General features: G+C 41.1%; 13 protein-coding genes and 1 pseudogene. 12 read left to right on the forward strand and 2 right to left on the reverse strand.

Annotated elements, in window-relative coordinates; genetic code table 11:
• Position 1 precedes the first annotated feature (1 nt).
• The 6 genes and pseudogenes from H6G97_RS19560 to H6G97_RS19590 all read left to right on the forward strand — a co-directional run bounded on the left by H6G97_RS19560 (position 2) and on the right by H6G97_RS19590 (position 7,396).
• A pseudogene (locus H6G97_RS19560) lies at positions 2-3,193 on the forward strand (RNaseH domain-containing protein).
• Between the two features lie 505 nt (positions 3,194-3,698).
• Entirely contained in the window at positions 3,699-4,055 is a 357-nt protein-coding gene (locus H6G97_RS19570; RefSeq protein ID WP_190942376.1) for a hypothetical protein, read from the forward strand.
• Positions 4,056-4,158: 103 nt separating this feature from the next.
• Positions 4,159-5,181, forward strand: coding sequence for a spore photoproduct lyase family protein (locus H6G97_RS19575; protein ID WP_338421779.1), 1,023 nt, complete (start codon positions 4,159-4,161; stop codon positions 5,179-5,181).
• A 363-nt stretch (positions 5,182-5,544) separates the two neighbouring features.
• Entirely contained in the window at positions 5,545-7,026 is a 1,482-nt protein-coding gene (locus tag H6G97_RS19580; protein WP_190942377.1) for a site-2 protease family protein, read from the forward strand.
• A 5-nt stretch (positions 7,027-7,031) separates the two neighbouring features.
• Complete coding sequence (locus tag H6G97_RS19585; RefSeq protein WP_190942378.1) at positions 7,032-7,208, forward strand: DUF6888 family protein; 177 nt, start codon at positions 7,032-7,034, stop codon at positions 7,206-7,208.
• Complete coding sequence (locus H6G97_RS19590; RefSeq protein ID WP_190942379.1) at positions 7,205-7,396, forward strand: DUF6887 family protein; 192 nt, start codon at positions 7,205-7,207, stop codon at positions 7,394-7,396. Before H6G97_RS19585 ends, H6G97_RS19590 begins: the two co-directional genes overlap by 4 nt.
• A gap of 84 nt (positions 7,397-7,480) precedes the next feature.
• Here H6G97_RS19590 and H6G97_RS19595 read toward each other — a convergent pair whose 3' ends face one another.
• Positions 7,481-8,740 carry a glycoside hydrolase family 10-like protein gene (locus H6G97_RS19595; RefSeq protein WP_190942391.1) on the reverse strand — a complete coding sequence of 420 codons (1,260 nt, stop codon included), beginning with the start codon at positions 8,738-8,740 and terminating at the stop codon, positions 7,481-7,483.
• Positions 8,741-9,616: 876 nt separating this feature from the next.
• Here H6G97_RS19595 and H6G97_RS19600 point away from each other — a divergent pair.
• The 4 genes from H6G97_RS19600 (at position 9,617) to H6G97_RS19615 (ending at position 15,399) form a co-directional block, all read left to right on the forward strand.
• Positions 9,617-11,128 (forward strand): DUF4347 domain-containing protein, encoded by a 1,512-nt coding sequence (locus H6G97_RS19600; RefSeq protein WP_190942380.1) that lies wholly within the window; start codon positions 9,617-9,619, stop codon positions 11,126-11,128.
• Positions 11,097-14,153 (forward strand): FG-GAP-like repeat-containing protein, encoded by a 3,057-nt coding sequence (locus tag H6G97_RS19605; RefSeq protein WP_190942381.1) that lies wholly within the window; start codon positions 11,097-11,099, stop codon positions 14,151-14,153. Before H6G97_RS19600 ends, H6G97_RS19605 begins: the two co-directional genes overlap by 32 nt.
• Positions 14,154-14,275: 122 nt before the next feature.
• A complete protein-coding gene (locus H6G97_RS19610) occupies positions 14,276-14,536 on the forward strand; it encodes a hypothetical protein (RefSeq protein ID WP_190942382.1) in 261 nt (86 codons plus the stop codon).
• 167 nt (positions 14,537-14,703) lie between these two features.
• On the forward strand, positions 14,704-15,399 hold the full coding sequence (locus H6G97_RS19615; RefSeq protein WP_190942383.1) for a pentapeptide repeat-containing protein: 696 nt from the start codon (positions 14,704-14,706) through the stop codon (positions 15,397-15,399).
• A 105-nt stretch (positions 15,400-15,504) separates the two neighbouring features.
• Here the strand turns inward: H6G97_RS19615 and H6G97_RS19620 are convergent, their stop codons facing one another.
• A complete protein-coding gene (locus H6G97_RS19620) occupies positions 15,505-15,657 on the reverse strand; it encodes a hypothetical protein (RefSeq protein WP_190942384.1) in 153 nt (50 codons plus the stop codon).
• A 176-nt stretch (positions 15,658-15,833) separates the two neighbouring features.
• Here H6G97_RS19620 and H6G97_RS19625 point away from each other — a divergent pair, with 176 nt between their 5' ends.
• Together H6G97_RS19625 and H6G97_RS19630 are read left to right on the forward strand one after the other, a co-directional pair.
• A complete protein-coding gene (locus H6G97_RS19625; protein WP_199349482.1) occupies positions 15,834-16,271 on the forward strand; it encodes a hypothetical protein in 438 nt (145 codons plus the stop codon).
• 32 nt (positions 16,272-16,303) lie between these two features.
• On the forward strand, positions 16,304-18,529 hold the full coding sequence (locus tag H6G97_RS19630) for an nSTAND1 domain-containing NTPase (RefSeq protein ID WP_190942386.1): 2,226 nt from the start codon (positions 16,304-16,306) through the stop codon (positions 18,527-18,529).
• Positions 18,530-18,756 lie beyond the last annotated feature (227 nt).

An 18,756-nucleotide genomic window follows, 5' to 3' on the forward strand; every position in this document is an offset into this window, starting at 1 on the left:
AATGATTAACAACTTTGATAATGAAATTGAATTGGAAAATGATTTTTTTGCAGAAGAGGAAGACGAAGAAACTGAAGGTGATTTGGTTTCAGATACATTGTATATTCAACCAGGCGCAATCAAACCAATTGCAAAATATCCTCTAGCTTTCACAGTACCAGATAAACTGCCTCCAATTATAGTAGAGGGTTATACTCTAACTTGGACAAAAGCAGGTTTGCAATGTTTTGACGAGATTCAAAAAGGAGCTAATGTCAAAAATCTTCCTTATGGCTCATTGCGAAATTTTCTACAAGTAGTATTAAAAGATGCAGCACGAATTGAACCAGAGGTAGGTCTTAGCAAATACGCCTTAAATTGTACTAAAGGCGATAAGTTACCAGAACCTTTTGCTTACCTTACTAGTGGCGATGAAGAAGAAATAAATAAAATACTTCGCCCAATTATTAACGATTGGTTTATAAATTATCTCAGCCCTTTTGCTAAAGAAGAAGATATATCAACAGAGATTATCGACCGTTTGGAAGATTTGCAAGATACGGGAGAGTTAATAAAAATTTCTCCATTCAAATCTCAAGTGTTACCTTGGGCTTGGAATAAAGAGACAGATACAACTCAACCTAAAGATAAATATGCCTATCGAATGCTTGCAGATTATGTGGCTTGTCAAATTGCTGGACAAGTTATTTTTCCAGAGTTAGGACCGATGAAACGTGTTATTTTCAGCAATGGTACATTTACCTCTGGCATTGCAGAACTGATTACAGATCCGATCGCCTTAAAGAACAAAAAGGGTAAATTCAGTTTTGTAGTGAGATTGGAAGTCATTACTTATCCATCTTTACATCAACCTTTATTACAAGTTGAGGTTTCTAAACGTCGCTGGTTCACTCAGTTAAAATCTCCTGAGTATGATCGTAAGAATATTAGCGGTTTGATATTTTCTCAAGACTATCCCGATCGCGCTTTTAACTATCAAGTCAAAGCTGAAGCAGATAAAAACAGCAAAAAGGGAAAAAATAAAAAGCAAGAACAGATAAAATGGAATTGGAAAACAGATAAACATTTTGAAATATTGCGGAGAAAATTGAATCTGGGGTCATCTTGTAATGGTCAAGAAATCGCTTTAGGTTTAGCCTCTACTGATAGCTGTGAGGTACTTCTAACTTACCGTAACGGACTTCAAGATAATTCAGAAGAAGACGAAGAAACTTCAGAAAGATACGGTATTGAAACAGGTGTACCAGAGATTGATAAATTAGATGCGTTTGAGGCGATCACGAAAATTCTTAAACCATTAGGAATCAAAATATTCGATGGTTACACAGAAGTACCATCTAAGCATAAACTAGATGATACAGCATCGCGCATGATTAATCTTCCTACACTGCTTGGTGGTGTTTTGGAAGTTCTTGAAACAAATACCAACTTTGAATTTACTCCGAAATATCTTGATCAACTCAACAATAAACAAATTGATGATTTGCTAAGTAAATATTTTGACATTCGTTTAGAAGGTATTCATTGGGGAAGAAAAGCTCTTCAATTCAGCCAACGCACAAGGAATCAGACTGATGAACTTCAAGCCATCATTCAGGCAAACCAAGCAGCAATGGAGCGATTATATCCCAATGAGCAACCTTTATTATTTATCTTTTATGAAGCTCATTTACAAACAGAAGCGAAACTATTGCAGAAGGTTACTCAACTTTTGTGGGGAGACACACTTGAAATAGAAATTAATCGCTTGCCAGAAGATACCCACGGGCCACGAGAAGGTTTACCTGAGAAAGATGAGAAAGCTGAAAAGCGATCGCAGAAGCGAATTGAAGCATGGGAATCTACTGCAAAACAGATTGCAAAGCTGAATCAGCCAACTTTCTGCTTAATAATGGCAAGAGAATTTTACCCAGATCCTACTGGTCAAAAAAGTGTTAAGCATGATGATAAAGTAAATAAACCATCAACTCGCAAAGCATTAGCAATGGCTGGTGCTGGTGTGCAGTTTTTATTACCCATCGAAAAAACCCGAAAAGCAAACTGTCTTAAACTCGCAGATTTTTTCCATCGGATGCAATCAGCATTAAAAGATTTAATCTTTGCTCATTCTGGTCGAATTGATGATATCAAAGAAAAAGCTGATAAGTATCTGCAAAATATTCCACCAGAAGCTAGACCAAAAGAAATTATTGCAATTACAATTGAGCGTAAACAACAGGGTCGCGCTCGTGGAAACATTGGAAAGACATTTTTACCAATAGCAATCCGCATCAATGTAGATACAGGAAAGTGTGAGTTTTCCTGTGCTTATGATAGAGGAAATTTAGTCATCAGTTCGTGGGCTAGTTTTTCTGATGCACGAGCTTTTATTGCCCAGCTTACTCCTATAAAACTTGCTGATAAAGAAGAGGTACGCAAGACCCGATTTATGGACTTTGTAAAACAGATTATTTCTGATTCTGTGGAAGAAGGTAAGCAACCATTAGTTATAATTGATTCTTCCAACTGCGTTAAACTTTGCAATTGGCTAGCTGATATCAGAATTAATACTAATCAAATTAACCTTGGTCAGCAGTCTGAGAATATGCAAGATGATTGGCAAGGCGCGCGTATAATTCGTATTCGTCAATAACTTGCTCCTGGCATTATTGAGAAAAAAGCCAGACATATAATAGAAACTTTTGTAGAAGATAGCAGGACTAAAGAAGAACTAAAGAAACTACCACCTGCGCTAGAAATTCCTTCAGCATCTAGCGCGACCGGCTTATTTCGACTTAGTGCGACTAACAAAACTGGATGCGTAGCTTATCTATCTGTGGCGCGTGAATTACCACAAAGAAAAGCTCGTGGACAAAGTTGCTATCGTTCAACTTACACTCTAGTCAAAAAAACTGATGATTCTAAAGAGCCAATTTGTAACAAAGCCGGGTTAAAAGTGTATCATCTTACTAAACAAGCTCCATTTGCGGGTCGCTGGCCTACTCCCAACCCCCTTGAGATTGTTGTTACCTTGCGCCAACCAGAAGATAATCCTGATGACCTAGCTGCTCTTGTTGAGTCCCTACGCTATGGCTTTGGTCACTACAGCGATTGGACAGCCTTACCTGCTCCCTTATTTTTTGAGCGCGTTGTGCGGGACTATATCAGTGATTTTGCGATCGCAGACGAAGATATTGAATCAGAGCAAGATTAAATATCCTGCCAGTGTAGAAAGAGGCTACTAATAAATTTACAACTTGAAGCGGGTACTATTTACAATCAAACTTGCAGAAAGATGACTGTTAGAAGGCATCCCGACGCATTCACATTGCAAAGGAACGCATTAACAAGGCATCCCGATGCATTGGCATTGTAAGCGGACGCAATGTTAATGCATCCCGATGCATTAACATTGCAAAAGGATGCATTGGCATTACAAGGGATTGCCAAATTTAATTCGCTACAAATTAATGAAATGCTGTACTTAACAAGCCAAAGTTAAGACTGCAACCTAAAACTTGAGTTTATTGAGCTTAGTAAAACCCCAGAGCAAGCCCGAAAGCTGGTAAAGATAGTGTGATTGACATAGAAATATCAAGCAGCTATTAGGAAAGGAAACTACTACTTTGAATTGGGTATAACCCGTATGCTCTATGGCTTCAAGTCACTTTTCTAGATTTTACAATATAAGTAAGACATAAAAATAACGCTTCAATTGTATGAAAATACTCTCATCAGAACTAGTCCATTTGGGATTTGGCAAATATGTGCGTTCTGACCAAGTAACAGCAGTTATACCAATAGAAGAAGAGCGAGGCCCAGGGCGACGAACCTTTGTTCACGTTCAAGGGCAAAACGATCCAATTATCGCCTCTCGCGCTGAAGATACCATTGTGCGTGATTTAGTACAGGAACCACAAGAAGTTACTCAAGCCCGTCAGCAGCAGGAAATTCTTCAAGATTTATTGGTTAATTTAGCTAATGTTAATTCAACTGTGCGTCGAATTAACCGTGATGAAGGCAGTTTGGATCTTGATTTGTTAGAACGACGAATTAAGCAAGTCCTAGAAAATTAATTGCAGAAGTCAGCAAACTAAATAACGGAGAAAGATATTGCTGAATACCATTACAGACCAAGTTTCAGTATCAGATACACAAACAAAATCGCCAAGGTTGTGGATACCTGAACGGGTACTGTTTACACCTGCTGCCCTAGATGAAGATTGGGGGCAGCAGATTCTTACACGTGTGCAGTCACTCAACTTACCAATAGAAGAATTATCACAGAACCGCTTGAAGGGACTGCGTGGTGAGTCTGAGCGGGATACTTACAACATCGCCAAGCGTACCTTAGCGGTGGTTACTGCACCACCCAGTTCTTTGAAACTGAGTCCTATTCCACCTTCTGCGGATTGGCAGTTTCACCTTGCCGAAGGTTGTCCGGCTCACTGTCAATACTGCTACCTAGCAGGTAGCTTGTCGGGGCCACCTGTCATCCGCGCTTTTGCCAACTTACCGCAGATATTAGAGAACTTAGCTAACTACGAGCAACACGGGAAAACCACAAGTTTTGAAGTTAGCTGTTACACAGACCCATTAGGTATAGAACATTTAACTGGAAGTCTTGCTGAATGTATCCGTTACTTCGGCACTCGTCCCAATGCACATCTACGTTGGGTATCGAAGTTTGATGCTGTGGATGGATTACTCGACTTACCACATAATGGGCATACTCGCTGTCGGATGAGTGTTAATGCCGCACCGATTTCTGGCAAATTTGAAGGTGGCACAGCATCCGTAGCATCCAGACTGAATGCATTGCGACGGTTGGCGCTACCACAAGAGCGTGGCGGTGGCGGTTATCCAGTAGGCTTGGTTATCGCGCCAATTATGCCGATAGACGATTGGCAGATGCACTATATTTCTTTGTTTGACCAGATAAACGAGGCGCTAGATTTTGACTGTAACCTTACCTTTGAGTTAATCTCACACCGGTTTACACCTGGGTCAAAAGAAGTGTTACAAACTTGGTATCCGCAATCAAAATTAGAGATGGATGAGGCAAAACGCAGCGTCAAACGTAATAAGTTTGGCGGGACGAAGTACGTTTACGAGAAGGATACAATGAAGGCGTTGCGTAGCTTTTTTGAGAGTGAGATTAGTAGGCGCTTTCCAAATGCTGAAGTTCTTTATTGGACTTAGGGGACTACTTCGCTCAAATACAGTTTGAACAAATTAATTATTGGGCAAGAGAGCGATTGATATATTATGCGATCGCTCTTATTTCCACTTGCTCAAAAGCTGGTACGTTAGGAAAGCCATAATACACCTAACTTTTGATTTACTTTATAAATGCTCTCTTACCTTTGAAACCTATTAATGCATCCATCAAGCCAAAATCTACTGTAAGAGCTATTGCAAGTTCGACTTCCCCAATGTCTGGGTTGGGCTACGTCCACTCAAAGGGGGATAATTTGGGCAGACTACAGGCGGCGTTATACATTAATAAGTGTATCTGCAATACCGGACTTGTTCTGGCTTAGTCTCAATAGCAAAGGTTTGGAGATGTTTACTTTATCAGAAACTTCTATCCTGGCGGCAATCCTACTGTTAGCTTTAGGCATTTTGGGCTGGGGCTTTTATCGCGCCAGACCTTTTGGTAAACTGGGAATCTTAGCCTGGTTACAGTCGGTGGTGTTGATGACTCCCTGGCTCCTGTTTTTTGGATTGTTTGCCGCAGGGATTTACATCAATATAGCGGGTATATTGTTCTTAGTAGTAACTTCCGCAGGATTGTACATCTACTTAGGCAGCCAGTTACGCGCAGCTGGGCAAGATGCCATCCTTAAGCAACGCGCGACAGAAAGAATCGCCGCTGATTCTTTACTTGAAGCAAAATCCTCACAACCAACAGCAGCAGAACTGAAACCAGAGATCACACCGATACCAGAAGAAGACTTAAATGTAGTTAAAGGTATTTTCGGTATCGATACGTTTTTTGCTACAGAAACCATCGCTTACCAAGATGGAGCCATTTTTAAAGGCAATTTGCGGGGAGAACCAGAAGAGACTCACAACCGTCTAACTGCAAACTTGCAGCAACGCCTTGGTGAGCAATATCGCCTGTTTTTAGTGGAAAATACAGACGGCAAACCAGTGGTAATCGTCCTACCGAGTCGCAATGATCCCCGGCCGATGTTGTTATCGCAAAAAGCTTTTGCAGGTATTCTGTTGGTAGCGACCATTGCCACAAGTTTAGAAGCTGCGGGATTACTGCTGAATTTTGATTTCTTTGCCAATCCAGGGCGGTTTCAAGAAGCTTTGCCCATAGGCGCTGGGATATTTGCGATTTTAGGAGTTCACGAAATCGGTCATTGGTTACTTGCCCAGCGTCACAAAATCCGCCTTAGCTGGCCCTTCTTTTTACCAGCTGTGCAAATTGGTTCCTTTGGTGCAATTACCCGCTTTGAATCTTTGTTACCCAACCGTAAGGTATTATTTGATATCGCTTTGGCAGGGCCAGCCGCAGGTGGTATTGTCTCTTTGTTAATGCTGGTGACAGGCTTGCTGCTTTCTCACCCAGGTAGTTTATTTCAATTGCCCAATCAGTTTTTCCAAGGGTCGATTTTGGTGGGAAGTTTGGCGCGAGTTGTCCTTGGTTCGGCGTTGCAGTCATCCCTGGTAAGTGTTCATCCTTTAGTGGTGATTGGTTGGTTGGGGTTAGTAATTAACGCTTTGAACTTAATGCCAGCCGGACAACTCGATGGTGGGCGCATTGTTCAAGCGATTTATGGACGCAAAACCGCAGGACGAGCAACGGTAGCAACTTTAATTTTACTGGCGTTAGTGTCTCTCGGTAATACTCTGGCCATGTACTGGGCGATCGTGATTTTCTTTTTGCAACGGGATCAAGAACGCCCCAGCTTGAATGAAGTTACTGAACCTGATGATGCTAGAGCCGCTTTGGGGCTTTTGGCTCTATTCTTGATGATTACCACGCTTCTACCCCTAACTCCTGGCTTGGCTGGGCGTTTGGGAATAGGATAGTGCTTATGGAGCCTACACCCAAACAAGCAATATCCGCAATTCGGGTGTGCGCCCAACTTACCAGAGTTTATAAAAGAATAGACCTTGTAAGATTAGACGAGCGCACCAGAAATGTTTATATCTTGGCCAATAATTCAATTGAAGCTGAGGTAACACCAACTGGAGAAATTCTTTGGTTATGACAAAACCTAACTTTCAACAAATGCCTTTAGAGCAGCTAAGAACTTATATTTTGGAGCATCGCAACGACGATGAAGCATTCCATATCTACATCGACAGGAGACGTGCCCAATCTCCAAAACAGATGCCGATGACAATTGAGGAAGCGGAGGCTGATTTACAGAGACGGTTTGGACAGCAAGCTAGTTAAATTACCATGAAAGATTTTTAAGTATTTGTCTGTGAACCATCGCTTAAATTAAGCGATGTGTTCACAGACAGCTTGTGAGGAAAATTAACTGAAAGGTTTCCAACCTGCAAGCAAATTGGGGTAAGCCGTTGGTGTGGGGAAAATCTTCTGAAAGGCAGCTTGACGCTCTTGTGGTTTTTCTTTGCTCATGTTCCAGAGGGTTTCATAGAAAAAGAAAGAGACTCCGGCAAAATTGCGATCGCGTACTTTTTGCACTTGTGTTTGAATCTGCTGCATTGGTACAGATCGATTTTTCAACCCAGCCAGAATACCCACACTCACTGGAATATGGCTCTTTGCCGCTTTCACTTCTGGATATTCTAATTCGCTAACAAAAACATTCAAATCATCCCGATATATCTGCAAAACTAAGTCTTCAATGATTCCCATCCTTTCCCATTTCTGCCAGTCTGCTAAAAAGTACTCATAGGAAAAACGTTGAGGATTAGGAGCAACGGAAACGATGCAATTTTTTTTAGTAGCTTTGATGGCTGTGAATACCCGCTTCATAAACTCGGTAATTTTATTAGCTCTCCAGCGCACCCATTCTGGATCTTTAGAGTTTTTGGAGGGAGCTTTACCACGGTGTTCTTTTTTGTAAAGTGCCACTGTATAGGCATCGTACCCTAATTCTGATGGTAAGCCAAAATGGTCATCAAATTGAATACCATCAATATTGTAGTTTCTGACAATTTCAACGATTAAATCTTGAATAAATTGTTGTACTTCTGGGCGAAAGGGATTTAGCCAAACGCGATTATGTGTGCCTTCTTTAACAATCCGAGTCCCGTCGCTGCGACTGGTGAGCCATTGGGGGCGATTTTTAGCTAATAGAGAATCTGCTGGTGCCATGAAGCCAAATTCAAACCAGGGAATCACTGTTAACCCTTTTTGATGTCCCACATCGACAATTTCTTTAATGATATCTCGTCCTTTTAAACCCGGTGTAGGATCGAGCGATCGCCCAATAACTTTTTGTGCAACCTTGCTGGGATACAATGTATATCCCCAATTCCAAACCGCCGGATATATGGTGTTAAAATTAAGTTCATCAAGGCGTTGCAAAGATCCCTTAAGGCGATCGCGCTCAAATAACACATCACTATCAATATTTGTTAACCACACCCCTCTTAACTCAGATGCGGGCGTTTGCGGTAAATTTGTTTGAGCGTTCAAGGGAAACGACAGCATCACCGTACTTACCACACTCAAGATAAGCGTAACGCCAAACAAAAGAGACTTTTTGCTTTGGCGAATATTCCACCAAGAAACAAACCCAACACACCATCTTACAAAAATTTTCATCATTTGGCTACATACATCATCAAATTATGAACAATCAACATAAATAGCGATCGTTTCGATTGTAAGCGCTAAAACAATCGTCATGAACTGCAACATGAAAGAAGGACTGGAGATTAAGGAATAGCGGCTAGGTGCTAGAAAAATTTGAATTTCTAATTATTGTAGATTTAGTTAAAAAAACATTCCATCTCCGGCTAGTCCAGATGTGCGCCCTACAAATGTAAAAATAATTTGAGATAATTTATTTTTTCTCAGTCCATAAATTAACTTTATAAATCTAAAATTTTCGCAGATTTTAGTTATTACAGTAATAATACTGTAGAAAATAAAATAAGGTTTAGCTAAGATAAATTGCTTATCGATAACACTTGTAGAGATATTGAAATACAACGTCTCTACTACACACCAGAAAATCCCACCCATAACCTTAACCGAACCACATTGGTAGAAAATCTAGTATTTTTGGCCTAATTTTTGATTGCGTCATCATATTATTTTTCTGTTTTACTTCAACAAATAAGCTGTTACGCAATTACTCTCTAAAACTCTTATTCTTTTGCGTCCTTCTCCCTTGGTGCTAGCCTCTCTCTTTGGGAGAAGGAGAGACGCGAATGTGATAACCTACAGCAAGCTAATTTGCTTCTACTTTTTTCATTACTTTGCGAAATTTTTAAAGAAAAAGGTTCTAGCTGCCGATTAATTTAGGTATAGAAGCGAATGCTGAAACATACCACTCCTGTTTTTTCTATATTTTTCAAGCCATTATTTTAGAGTCAATAGTTCCTAGATTTCACTTTTAAAGTAACAACAATAATTATGCAAATGCTAAAAAGCAAAACTTATAAAATCCAAACTAATTTTGCTGAGGAATTGCAAGTGTCAAATCAAAATATCGCCTTTATTGATACCGCAGTGATAGACTACCAAAGTTTGATTACTGGGATAAAGCCAGGAATTAGTGTAGTAGTTATTAACTCCAATAAGGATGGAGTAGAACAAATCACTCAAGCTTTGCAAGGTGGTAAATACAAATCAGTTCACATTGTCTCCCACGGCAGTACCGGAAGCTTGCAACTGGGTTACACGCAATTAAATAGCAACAATTTAAACTACTACACCAATCAATTACAACAGTGGAGAAATTATTTAACTGATGATGCGGATATTTTACTTTATGGCTGTGATGTTGCAAATGGAGAAGGCACAGAATTTGTGGAGCAGATTAGCCAAATTACCGGGGCAAATGTTGCCGCCTCCATTGACAAAACAGGAAGTAGAGCTTTAGGTGGTAATTGGGATTTTGAGTTTAAAAGTGGAAAATTTGAGTCCGCCTTGGCATTTGAAACCCATGTAATACAAACTTACGACTACGTTTTAGCTGGCACTGGTGACGTAATTATTAATGAATTTTCTCAAGGTAGTGATGGAGCCAAAGAATGGGTTGAACTTTTAGTTGTTAGGGACAACGTAAATCTCCAAAATCACACATTAGTTGACGGTAATGGCTCCCTGAATATTACTTTGTCTGGCTCTGGCTTTAGTTCTTTGAAAGCTGGAACTTTAATAGTGCTGTATAACGGTGGTGATATCGATGCCACTATTACTCCAGACTTAACTTACGACCCGAAAATTGGAGACTATGTACTAAAAATATCATCTTTAAATACTAGTGGAGTATATGCAGTTACACGTAACAATGGCTGGGATACAACAACAGAGGCTTTTAATAACACCGACAATACAGATGTTCCCCAGTTGCTAAACTCTAGCAATACTCCCATATATACCTTTCCTCGAACCACAACTCCCACCACTAGTAAATTTAGTGCTTACACTAGTAACTCGGCTGTGGGTGCCACAAATACTAATAACTGGTCAAATGATGCTATATGTACAAGCGCTACTCCTGGTCTAGCTAATACTGAAAATAATACGACTTGGATTAACATTTTGCGTGGGGCTATTACAGTTTTAACTACCCCCTCTGTAACAATTAATAATCCATCACCTGCTGCTAATGAGCAATTTGGCTTTTCCTTAGCATCTAATAATACCAATATTTTAATTGGAGCACCTTTAGCTAATAGTAATAAAGGGGAAGTATATCAAGTAAATATCAATGGTGTACTCCAACAAACATTTACTAATCCTTCGAGTGGAATAGGAGAGTTATTTGGCTTTTCGGTGGCAATGAATGGCATCGATTACCTAATTGGCGCTCCTAAATTTGATGATGCAGTTGCAGATGTCGGACGAGCATACAAATTTAATACCAGTGGCTCACTCCAACAAACTTTCAATAATTCGGTTAATAACGACGATAGTGAATTTGGTAGTGCTGTAGCAATTCTCAGTAATGGTAACTACGTCATTGGCGCACCAGAGTAACATTTCGGTGCTATTTGGAGATGGCAAAGCTACTGGTGGCTTTGGGACTGCGATCAATTTTGCTCTGCCATCAGGATCATCTCCCGTATCCATCGCAGTGGGCGACTTTAACAAGGATGGAAAATCTGACATAGTAACAGCAAACAATGCCTCCCAAAATGTTTCAGTGCTGTTGGGAGATGGTAGTGGCGGCTTTGCAGTTGCCAAAAACTTTAAAGTTCCAAGCCGTCCGACTTCCGTCACTATCGGCGACTTTAACGGGGATGGAAAATCTGACCTAGCGGTGACGAGTTCTTACTTCAACAACGTCTCAATCCTATTAGGAAACGGTGATGGCACTTTTAACTCAGCCACCCAATTTGATGTAGGAACAAATCCTCATTCTGTCGTCGTAGGCGACTTCAATAAAGACGGTAAATCTGACTTGGCGGTGGCGAATTCAGACTCTAACAATGTTTCGGTGCTGTTGGGAAATGGTGATATTAATGGCACTTTTAAACCTGCCGCCAACTTTAATGTGGGGTTAAATCCTGTATCTATCACAGTGATTGACTTCAACGGGGATGGAAAATCTGATTTAGCAGTCGCAAATGCAGATTCAAACACGGTTTCAGTTCTGCTAGGAGATGGCACTGGCAGCTTTGGAAATGCCACGAACTTTGACGTAGGCACAACACCCTATGCTGTCACCGTAGGCGACTTCGACAAAGACGGTAAATCTGACTTGGCGGTGGCAAACAGTGAATCTAAAAATGTTTCGGTGCTATTTAATAATCCCGGTAATCCCAATACTCCTGTTGATCCCGTTCCCCCTCAGCCGATACTGATCAACGAAATTCTTTTTGATCCCCCAAGTACAGATAGCCCTAAAGAATATATCGAGCTGCGTGGTACTTCTGGTGCAACTCTAGCACCCGGAACTTATCTAATTGGGATCGAGGGTGATTCTGGCTCCTCCAATCCTGGCAAGGTTCAAGATATTTTTGATTTGTCTGGTAAGCAGTTTGGAAGCAATGGGTTGCTGGTTCTGTTACAAAAAGGCAATACTTATGCAGTCAACTCTGGTGCAAATGTCCTAACTAATACTGGAAGTGGAGCCGGATGGGGAAGCGGAGCCTCAAGTTCAATCGGTCACACGGGCGCAGCTGACATAGAAAATAACTCTGTTAGCTTTTTCCTGATTCAAAGTACTACTGCACCCATCCTTAGCAATGATATTGACTCAAATGATGATGGTATTGCTGATGGTAGTGTGTACTCAAATTGGACTGTATTGGATTCAGTTTCTGTTTTAGATGGCACATCTACTACGGACAGAGCATATAGCTCGATTGTATTTAGAAAAGGTTCTACTGGCGGTTCAGTTCCAGCTAATGCCACAGTTGTTGACACCTCGTTTGTCGCTGGATATGTAGGGCGTTCAGGTAACACTAGTGGTTCAACAGCCTCAGATTGGGTAGCAAGTTTAATCACTGGGACAGCGCCGAATTTGACATTAGGTACTGTTGCTAACACATCACCTGGAAACTTTGCCGAGCAACCATTGAATCATATTGGGAATACTAATTTTGCTCCTGGTGCTAATCTCAATTACGCCATTTCAACTGCTACCCCAACTGTGATTGAAGGTAATACTGGTAGCCAAATTGTCAGTTTCACCGTGACTCGCAGTGGTAATACTGCCATTGCCACTACTGTAAATTATGTCTTGGATGGCACGGCAACTTCTGGCAGCGACTACAATAACATTAAAGTTGGAACTGTAACAGGTACTTCATCTGGGACTTTAAAATTCGCTGTTGGGGAAACAACAAAGACCATTTCACTCAATGTTCTGGGTGAGAAGGTGACTGAAACTGACGAAACGATTAATCTTAACCTGAGTTACCCCAACCAAACAGTTGCGATCGCTCCTGGTACAATCACCATAGTTGATGATGACAACATTCCCACTATCTCCATCCTAGATAAAAGTGGTAGCGAAAGCGCTGGCAATTTTGTGTTTACCGTCAAACTCTCCAATGCCAGTAGTGAAATAGTCACAGTCGCTTACAACACTAGTAATGATACTGCGATCGCAGGCGTTGATTACACCGCAGTCACAGGCAGCCTGACTTTCAACCCTGGAGTTACCACTCAAACAATCACTGTACCGATTCTCAACGATTTCGTTGCTGAATCAAGCGAACGCTTTTTTGTCAATCTCATCAACCCCACTAACGCAAGCATAATTGATAACCAAGCTAGTGGTACAATTATCGACAATGATACAGCTGGTTTTACTATCTCTCCTGCAACTGGACTAATAACTACAGAGGCTGGTGGTACTGTGAACTTCAGTATCCAACTCACTAGCCAGCCTACTGCTAATGTCACCTTAAATTTGAGTAGTTCCAATGTCAATGAAGGCATTGTCCCAGTTTCTAGCGTTACATTTACGGCTGCTAACTGGAATACGCCCCAAGTAATCACAGTTACAGGTGTTAATGATGGTATTGCAGATGACAACATTGCTTATAAAATTATTACTGGCACAGTAGTTAGTAGTGATGCCAAATATAACAATTTCAACCCCGCCAATATTGCCGATATTGATGTCATCAACATTAAAAATGGCAACCAAGTCAATAGCATTATCACAGGTTCAGCCAAAGTTGATAATTTGCAGGGAACTAGCTCAGACGATTTGATTTTTGGCTTTGCTAGTAATGACGTAATTGTTGGCGGACTAGGAAACGATCAGATTTATGGCGGTTTAGGTGTCGATAATCTCACAGGCGGTGCAGGTAATGATATCTTTGTGCTTGCCAAAGGTGAAGGTAGAGATACTATTAAAGATTTCAAGACTGGTGAAGATTTGATTGCTTTATCAGGTGGTTTGCTCTACTCTGGTTTGTCTTTTACTCAAAGCGGCAGCGATACCTTAATTAAGGTTACTGCTAATAACGAAAGTCTTGCTCTGTTAACTGGAATTATGGCATCAACTTTAAACGCTAGCGACTTTATTACCATTGGTGTCAACTGAAGCTAAAATTCCCGATTGGGTAGCGAGTTTAATCACTGGAACCGCACCAAATTTTACATTAGGTACTGCTAGTAAAACATTACCTGGCAGACCAATTACTTAACAGGTTCTTATAGGAAGCTGTGAGCGATCGCAGGCTGTTGGTGGGTACGCGATCGCACATTTACTATGTGTTTTATAGTACATTACTAGCCAGTTGTAGAGAAGCGATGACCGAGCGCTGTGAGTTGGTTGCTGAGTTATTCTACAGCGTTAGGTCAACAACTGGCGATTTGTGGCTGTTCTGTTTTGTCGATATCTCATTTAAACGGCAATTCAGAGACAAGTTATGCCAAATTGCCAAAACCTTTGAACATAGCATCGTCACTTCAACTTTTTATTAAGGGAAAAGTGGAAAGCATTAATGGCAGTCTAGTCAAACACCTCCACCATTTCAAGAGACAAGTTTTAGCAAGCGATCGTTAAGCCAGTACAATAATAGTCGGTTGCTACACACACCAGTCTGATTGTTATTAGCCAGAATCGTCTGAAAGTGCCAAAACTTATAGAAATGAAAAATATTATCTCGATTGTTTGGAATAGCTGGTTAAAACCGCACAAAGAATCTGTTTTACTATTTGATTCAGCTGCTGCCGCTAGTGAGATTGCCCTGATGCTTAAAGGTCAGTGGGATGGCTGCAATGGTGTGATCGTGGCTTCTGGTGATGAAGTAGCTGTTAACACTGCTGCCAAGCTATTAGAAACCACATGGTGTTATCAAGGCGCATCAAAAGCTGTTTTAGGCAGAGTAACAACTGATGAAATTTTACGCCGTTATGCAATCGGAGAAAGAAATTTTGTTAATGCTAATTTGAGGTGTGCAGTACTTGCATCACTAAATCTGAGTGAAATTAACCTAAGTTATGCTCAGTTGAGTTGGGCAGACCTCAGTCAAGCCAATCTCAGTAAAGCTGATTTAACAGCAGCAAACCTAAGTCAAGCTAATTTAAGTGGAACTGACCTAAGTAAAGCATACCTGATGAGGACAAACCTAAGCGGGGCAGACCTACAACGAGCTTCTCTTCAGAGGGCTAACCTAAGTAGTGCTAACTTAAGTGAAGTTAACCTCACTGGTGCAGATTTAACAGGAGCTAATCTAGCACTAGCAGACCTGAGAGGGGCAAATTTTTACGAATGTAATTTGAGTGGGGTTAACCTGAAAGGTGCCAAATTCATTGAAAGTGACTTGGCTTTTGCTAAACAATAATTGCGCCTTCAAGCGATCGCTTCCTCACCACCCCAAATCCTGCTAAAATCCCTGTATTTAATACACCAACTATCATGTCTGGTAAAGGATTTGGGCAACACTAACCTACAAAAATCGATAAACTTGTTGAATCTGCGGTGGGTTATGCTTTTTGGTATCAGTCCAATCCAATAATGCCGTGGGAGTTTCGACGGCGGATTTCAACTCAACCAAAACCAGTAACAATACCACAACAGCAACAGCATAATTGTGATTCATTATATCCTGACTTCTGCATTCCTCTAAGTGCGCCAGACCTTGACTGCCGATTTAAAGTTGTTGGCAATGACCCTCATAATTTTGACGGGGACAGTGATGGCATTGGGTGCGAACGCTAGCAGATATGACTAAGTTCAAATTCGGGTATAAAATGAGGTGTATATATGGAGATTGTATTGCTGACTAAATTATTAGCTCCCTGCCTACCCTATTTGCTCAAACTAGGTGGGATAGCAGCCGAAAAAACAGCAGAAAAAGCCGGAGAAAAAATTGCTCCAGACATCTGGGAAAAAGCAAAAAAAATTTGGTCGAAACTAGGTTCAAAAGTCGAGTCAAAAGAGGAATTGAAGGTAGCAGCAGAGCAAGTAGCTGCAAAACCTGAAAGTGCAGCCCGTCAAGCCGTATTTCAGGAAGAACTAGAAACCCTGCTGAAAGAAAACCCAGATTTAGCTGAGGCGATCGCCAAAATATTGCAAGAAGGGCAGCCAACATCAACAGGAGTTCAAATCAATCAAACTGTCACCAATAATGAAGGACAGGCTATTGGACAAATGACCGATAGTAAGGCAATTGGCAGAATTGACGGCAATATTCAGGGTGGGGTGAATTTTTAACAATTCAAAAATAAATTAAGTGCGATCGCGCTATGCAAAATCATCCAGATGACCCGATTAATCAGATTCAGCAGGATATTGGCAGTAATTCAGGGCAAGCGATCGCCCAGATGATCGGTGGGATGGCAATCGGTCAACTTACGGTTTATCTCTCCCACGTCCAGACTCAATTAGAAACTGCTCAAACGCCTGCAAACAAGCTAAGTGCAAATCCCTATCAAGGGTTATTGGCATTTCGAGAAACGGATGGCGATCGCTTTTTTGGACGAGACAAGCAAATTGAGCAACTATGGCAGATATTTCGTAATCTCCATGAGCAGGAATCTGCGGTGCGGTTGCTACCTATATATGGCCCATCGGGGTCAGGAAAATCATCCTTGGCACTGGCAGGACTAATCCCCAAATTGGGGGCTAACCCTTTACCCGGTCGTAATCAGGCGCGATTGGTGGTACTTGTACCCGGAACCCACCCACTGGAAGCTCTTGCTGCTATGTTGGCGCGGATTGCAAATAATGATCCCACTCCTGTGAGTAAGACACGGGAGTTTGCCCAAGAACTTACCCAAAAAAACAATCATGGCGAATATGATGGACTGCGGCGCATTGCTGATGTCTTTCCAGACATTGCTTTCTCTCCTCTAATTATTTTGGTGGATCAGTTTGAGGAAGTTTACACGCTTTGTAAAGATAAAGCCGAACGCGACGCTTTTGTAGAAAACTTGCTGTGTGCGACAGCAGAACCTTCAAAACGAGTATCTGTAATTTTGACGTTACGGAGTGACTTTTTAGGCGAAACTCAACAACACCCACGCCTTAACAAACTCTTCTCAGAGCAAGGGTTTCTCGTGCCAATTATGCAGCCAGAAGATTTAGAAGCGGCTATTGCTAAACCAGCAGAACAAGCTGGATATCAGTTAAATAGTGCAATTGTCAAACTCCTAGTAGAACAAACCCAAGGACGAGAGGCGTTACCTTTATTACAGTTCGCCCTCACGCGGATTTGGGAGGGCTTGCAAAACGGTGTTGATCCAGCCAAAACCTTAGAAAATATTGGTGGCGTAGGTGGCGCACTGGCTGGGGAAGCGCAACGCCTGTATGAATCTTTGAATGCAGAAGATCAAGCGATCGCTCGACGGATTTTTCTCGCATTGGTGCAACTAGGAGAAGGTACAAAAAACACCCGTCGTCGTGCGGCTTTGTCAGAACTGATTGCTGATGAAAAGGAAGCCAAATCTGTTCGGGCTATTATTAATCGTTTTGCTGCACCTGGAGTACGTTTTTTAGCGACCTTTTCAGATGAGCAGTCTGGTGAAATGATTGAAGTCGCCCACGAAGCTATGATTCGTAATTGGGGACAACTGCAAGAATGGTTAACTGAATGCCAAGAAAATCTTCGCAAGAAACGCAAAATCGAGCAAGCCGCGGAAGACTGGATAGATCAGGGCAAATCTCAAGAATACGTTCTTCAAGGTCGTTCGCTGCGCGATGCGAGAGAGTTTATGCAAGCCCAAAAAGATTATCGGGAAACTGCACTTTCAAGTTTGGCAAAGGAATTTGTGAGAGCAAGTTTGCAGAAACAGAGAGGCGATCGTTGGAAAAGCACTGGATTTTTTCTCGCTTTTCCATTTATAGGCACGTTCATCATTTTGCATTTTCTAGTTATTTATAGAGCAGAACAAATACTGCATAGTAAGGAGTGTGAACCTAATTCTGAGATTCAATTTATGCTTCAGTATATGTTATGGACAGGTTACAATCAATTGCAAAAAAGAAATCTTTGTAATGAGACACTTAATGAAATTAACCTTAAGAATGCTAATCTTGAAGGTGTAGATTTTCGGGAAGCAAAACTTTACAAATCTCACCTTCAAGGGGCAAATCTTTCAGATGCTAATTTTTTTGATGCTATGCTCATAGATGCTCAGTTACAAAGAGACAAAAATAACACTAACCTTAAAGATGTCAAAATGGAGAAAGCAACCTTAGATGGTGCTAATCTTCAAGACGCTTATCTAGAAAATGCAAATTTCAAAGGAGCCTCTCTTAAGAACACAAATTTTTATGGGGCATATCTAACAAATGCTAGTTTTTATGATGCTATCATTGACGGCGCTATCCTTGACCATACAGATCTGACTAAAGCCGATCTCCAACACTCTATTAACCTTACAACAGCACAAATCACAAATGCAAAACTTTGTCTGACAAAGCTACCTCAATATCTTAAGAATATAGATGGCAATCGAGATTGCTCATAATAAAAATATATTTGATCGGCTAGGTCAGGGATATTGTTATCCCTTTCCCCTCTAAGAACCGAGCGTTCAAGTTTCTAAGCACTCGGCTCTTGTGGAGTATTGACCTAACGAAAGCAGGGTAAGAGCATCTCAATCAGGCTTGACGCAAGGAATCAGAAGAATCTAATATATTGTCAATCAAACAACAACTAAGAACCTGAATCATATAATTATTATCCATAGCAGTG

Source organism: Nostoc flagelliforme FACHB-838 (assembly GCF_014698065.1).
GTDB classification, from domain to species: Bacteria; Cyanobacteriota; Cyanobacteriia; order Cyanobacteriales; family Nostocaceae; genus Nostoc; species Nostoc flagelliforme_B.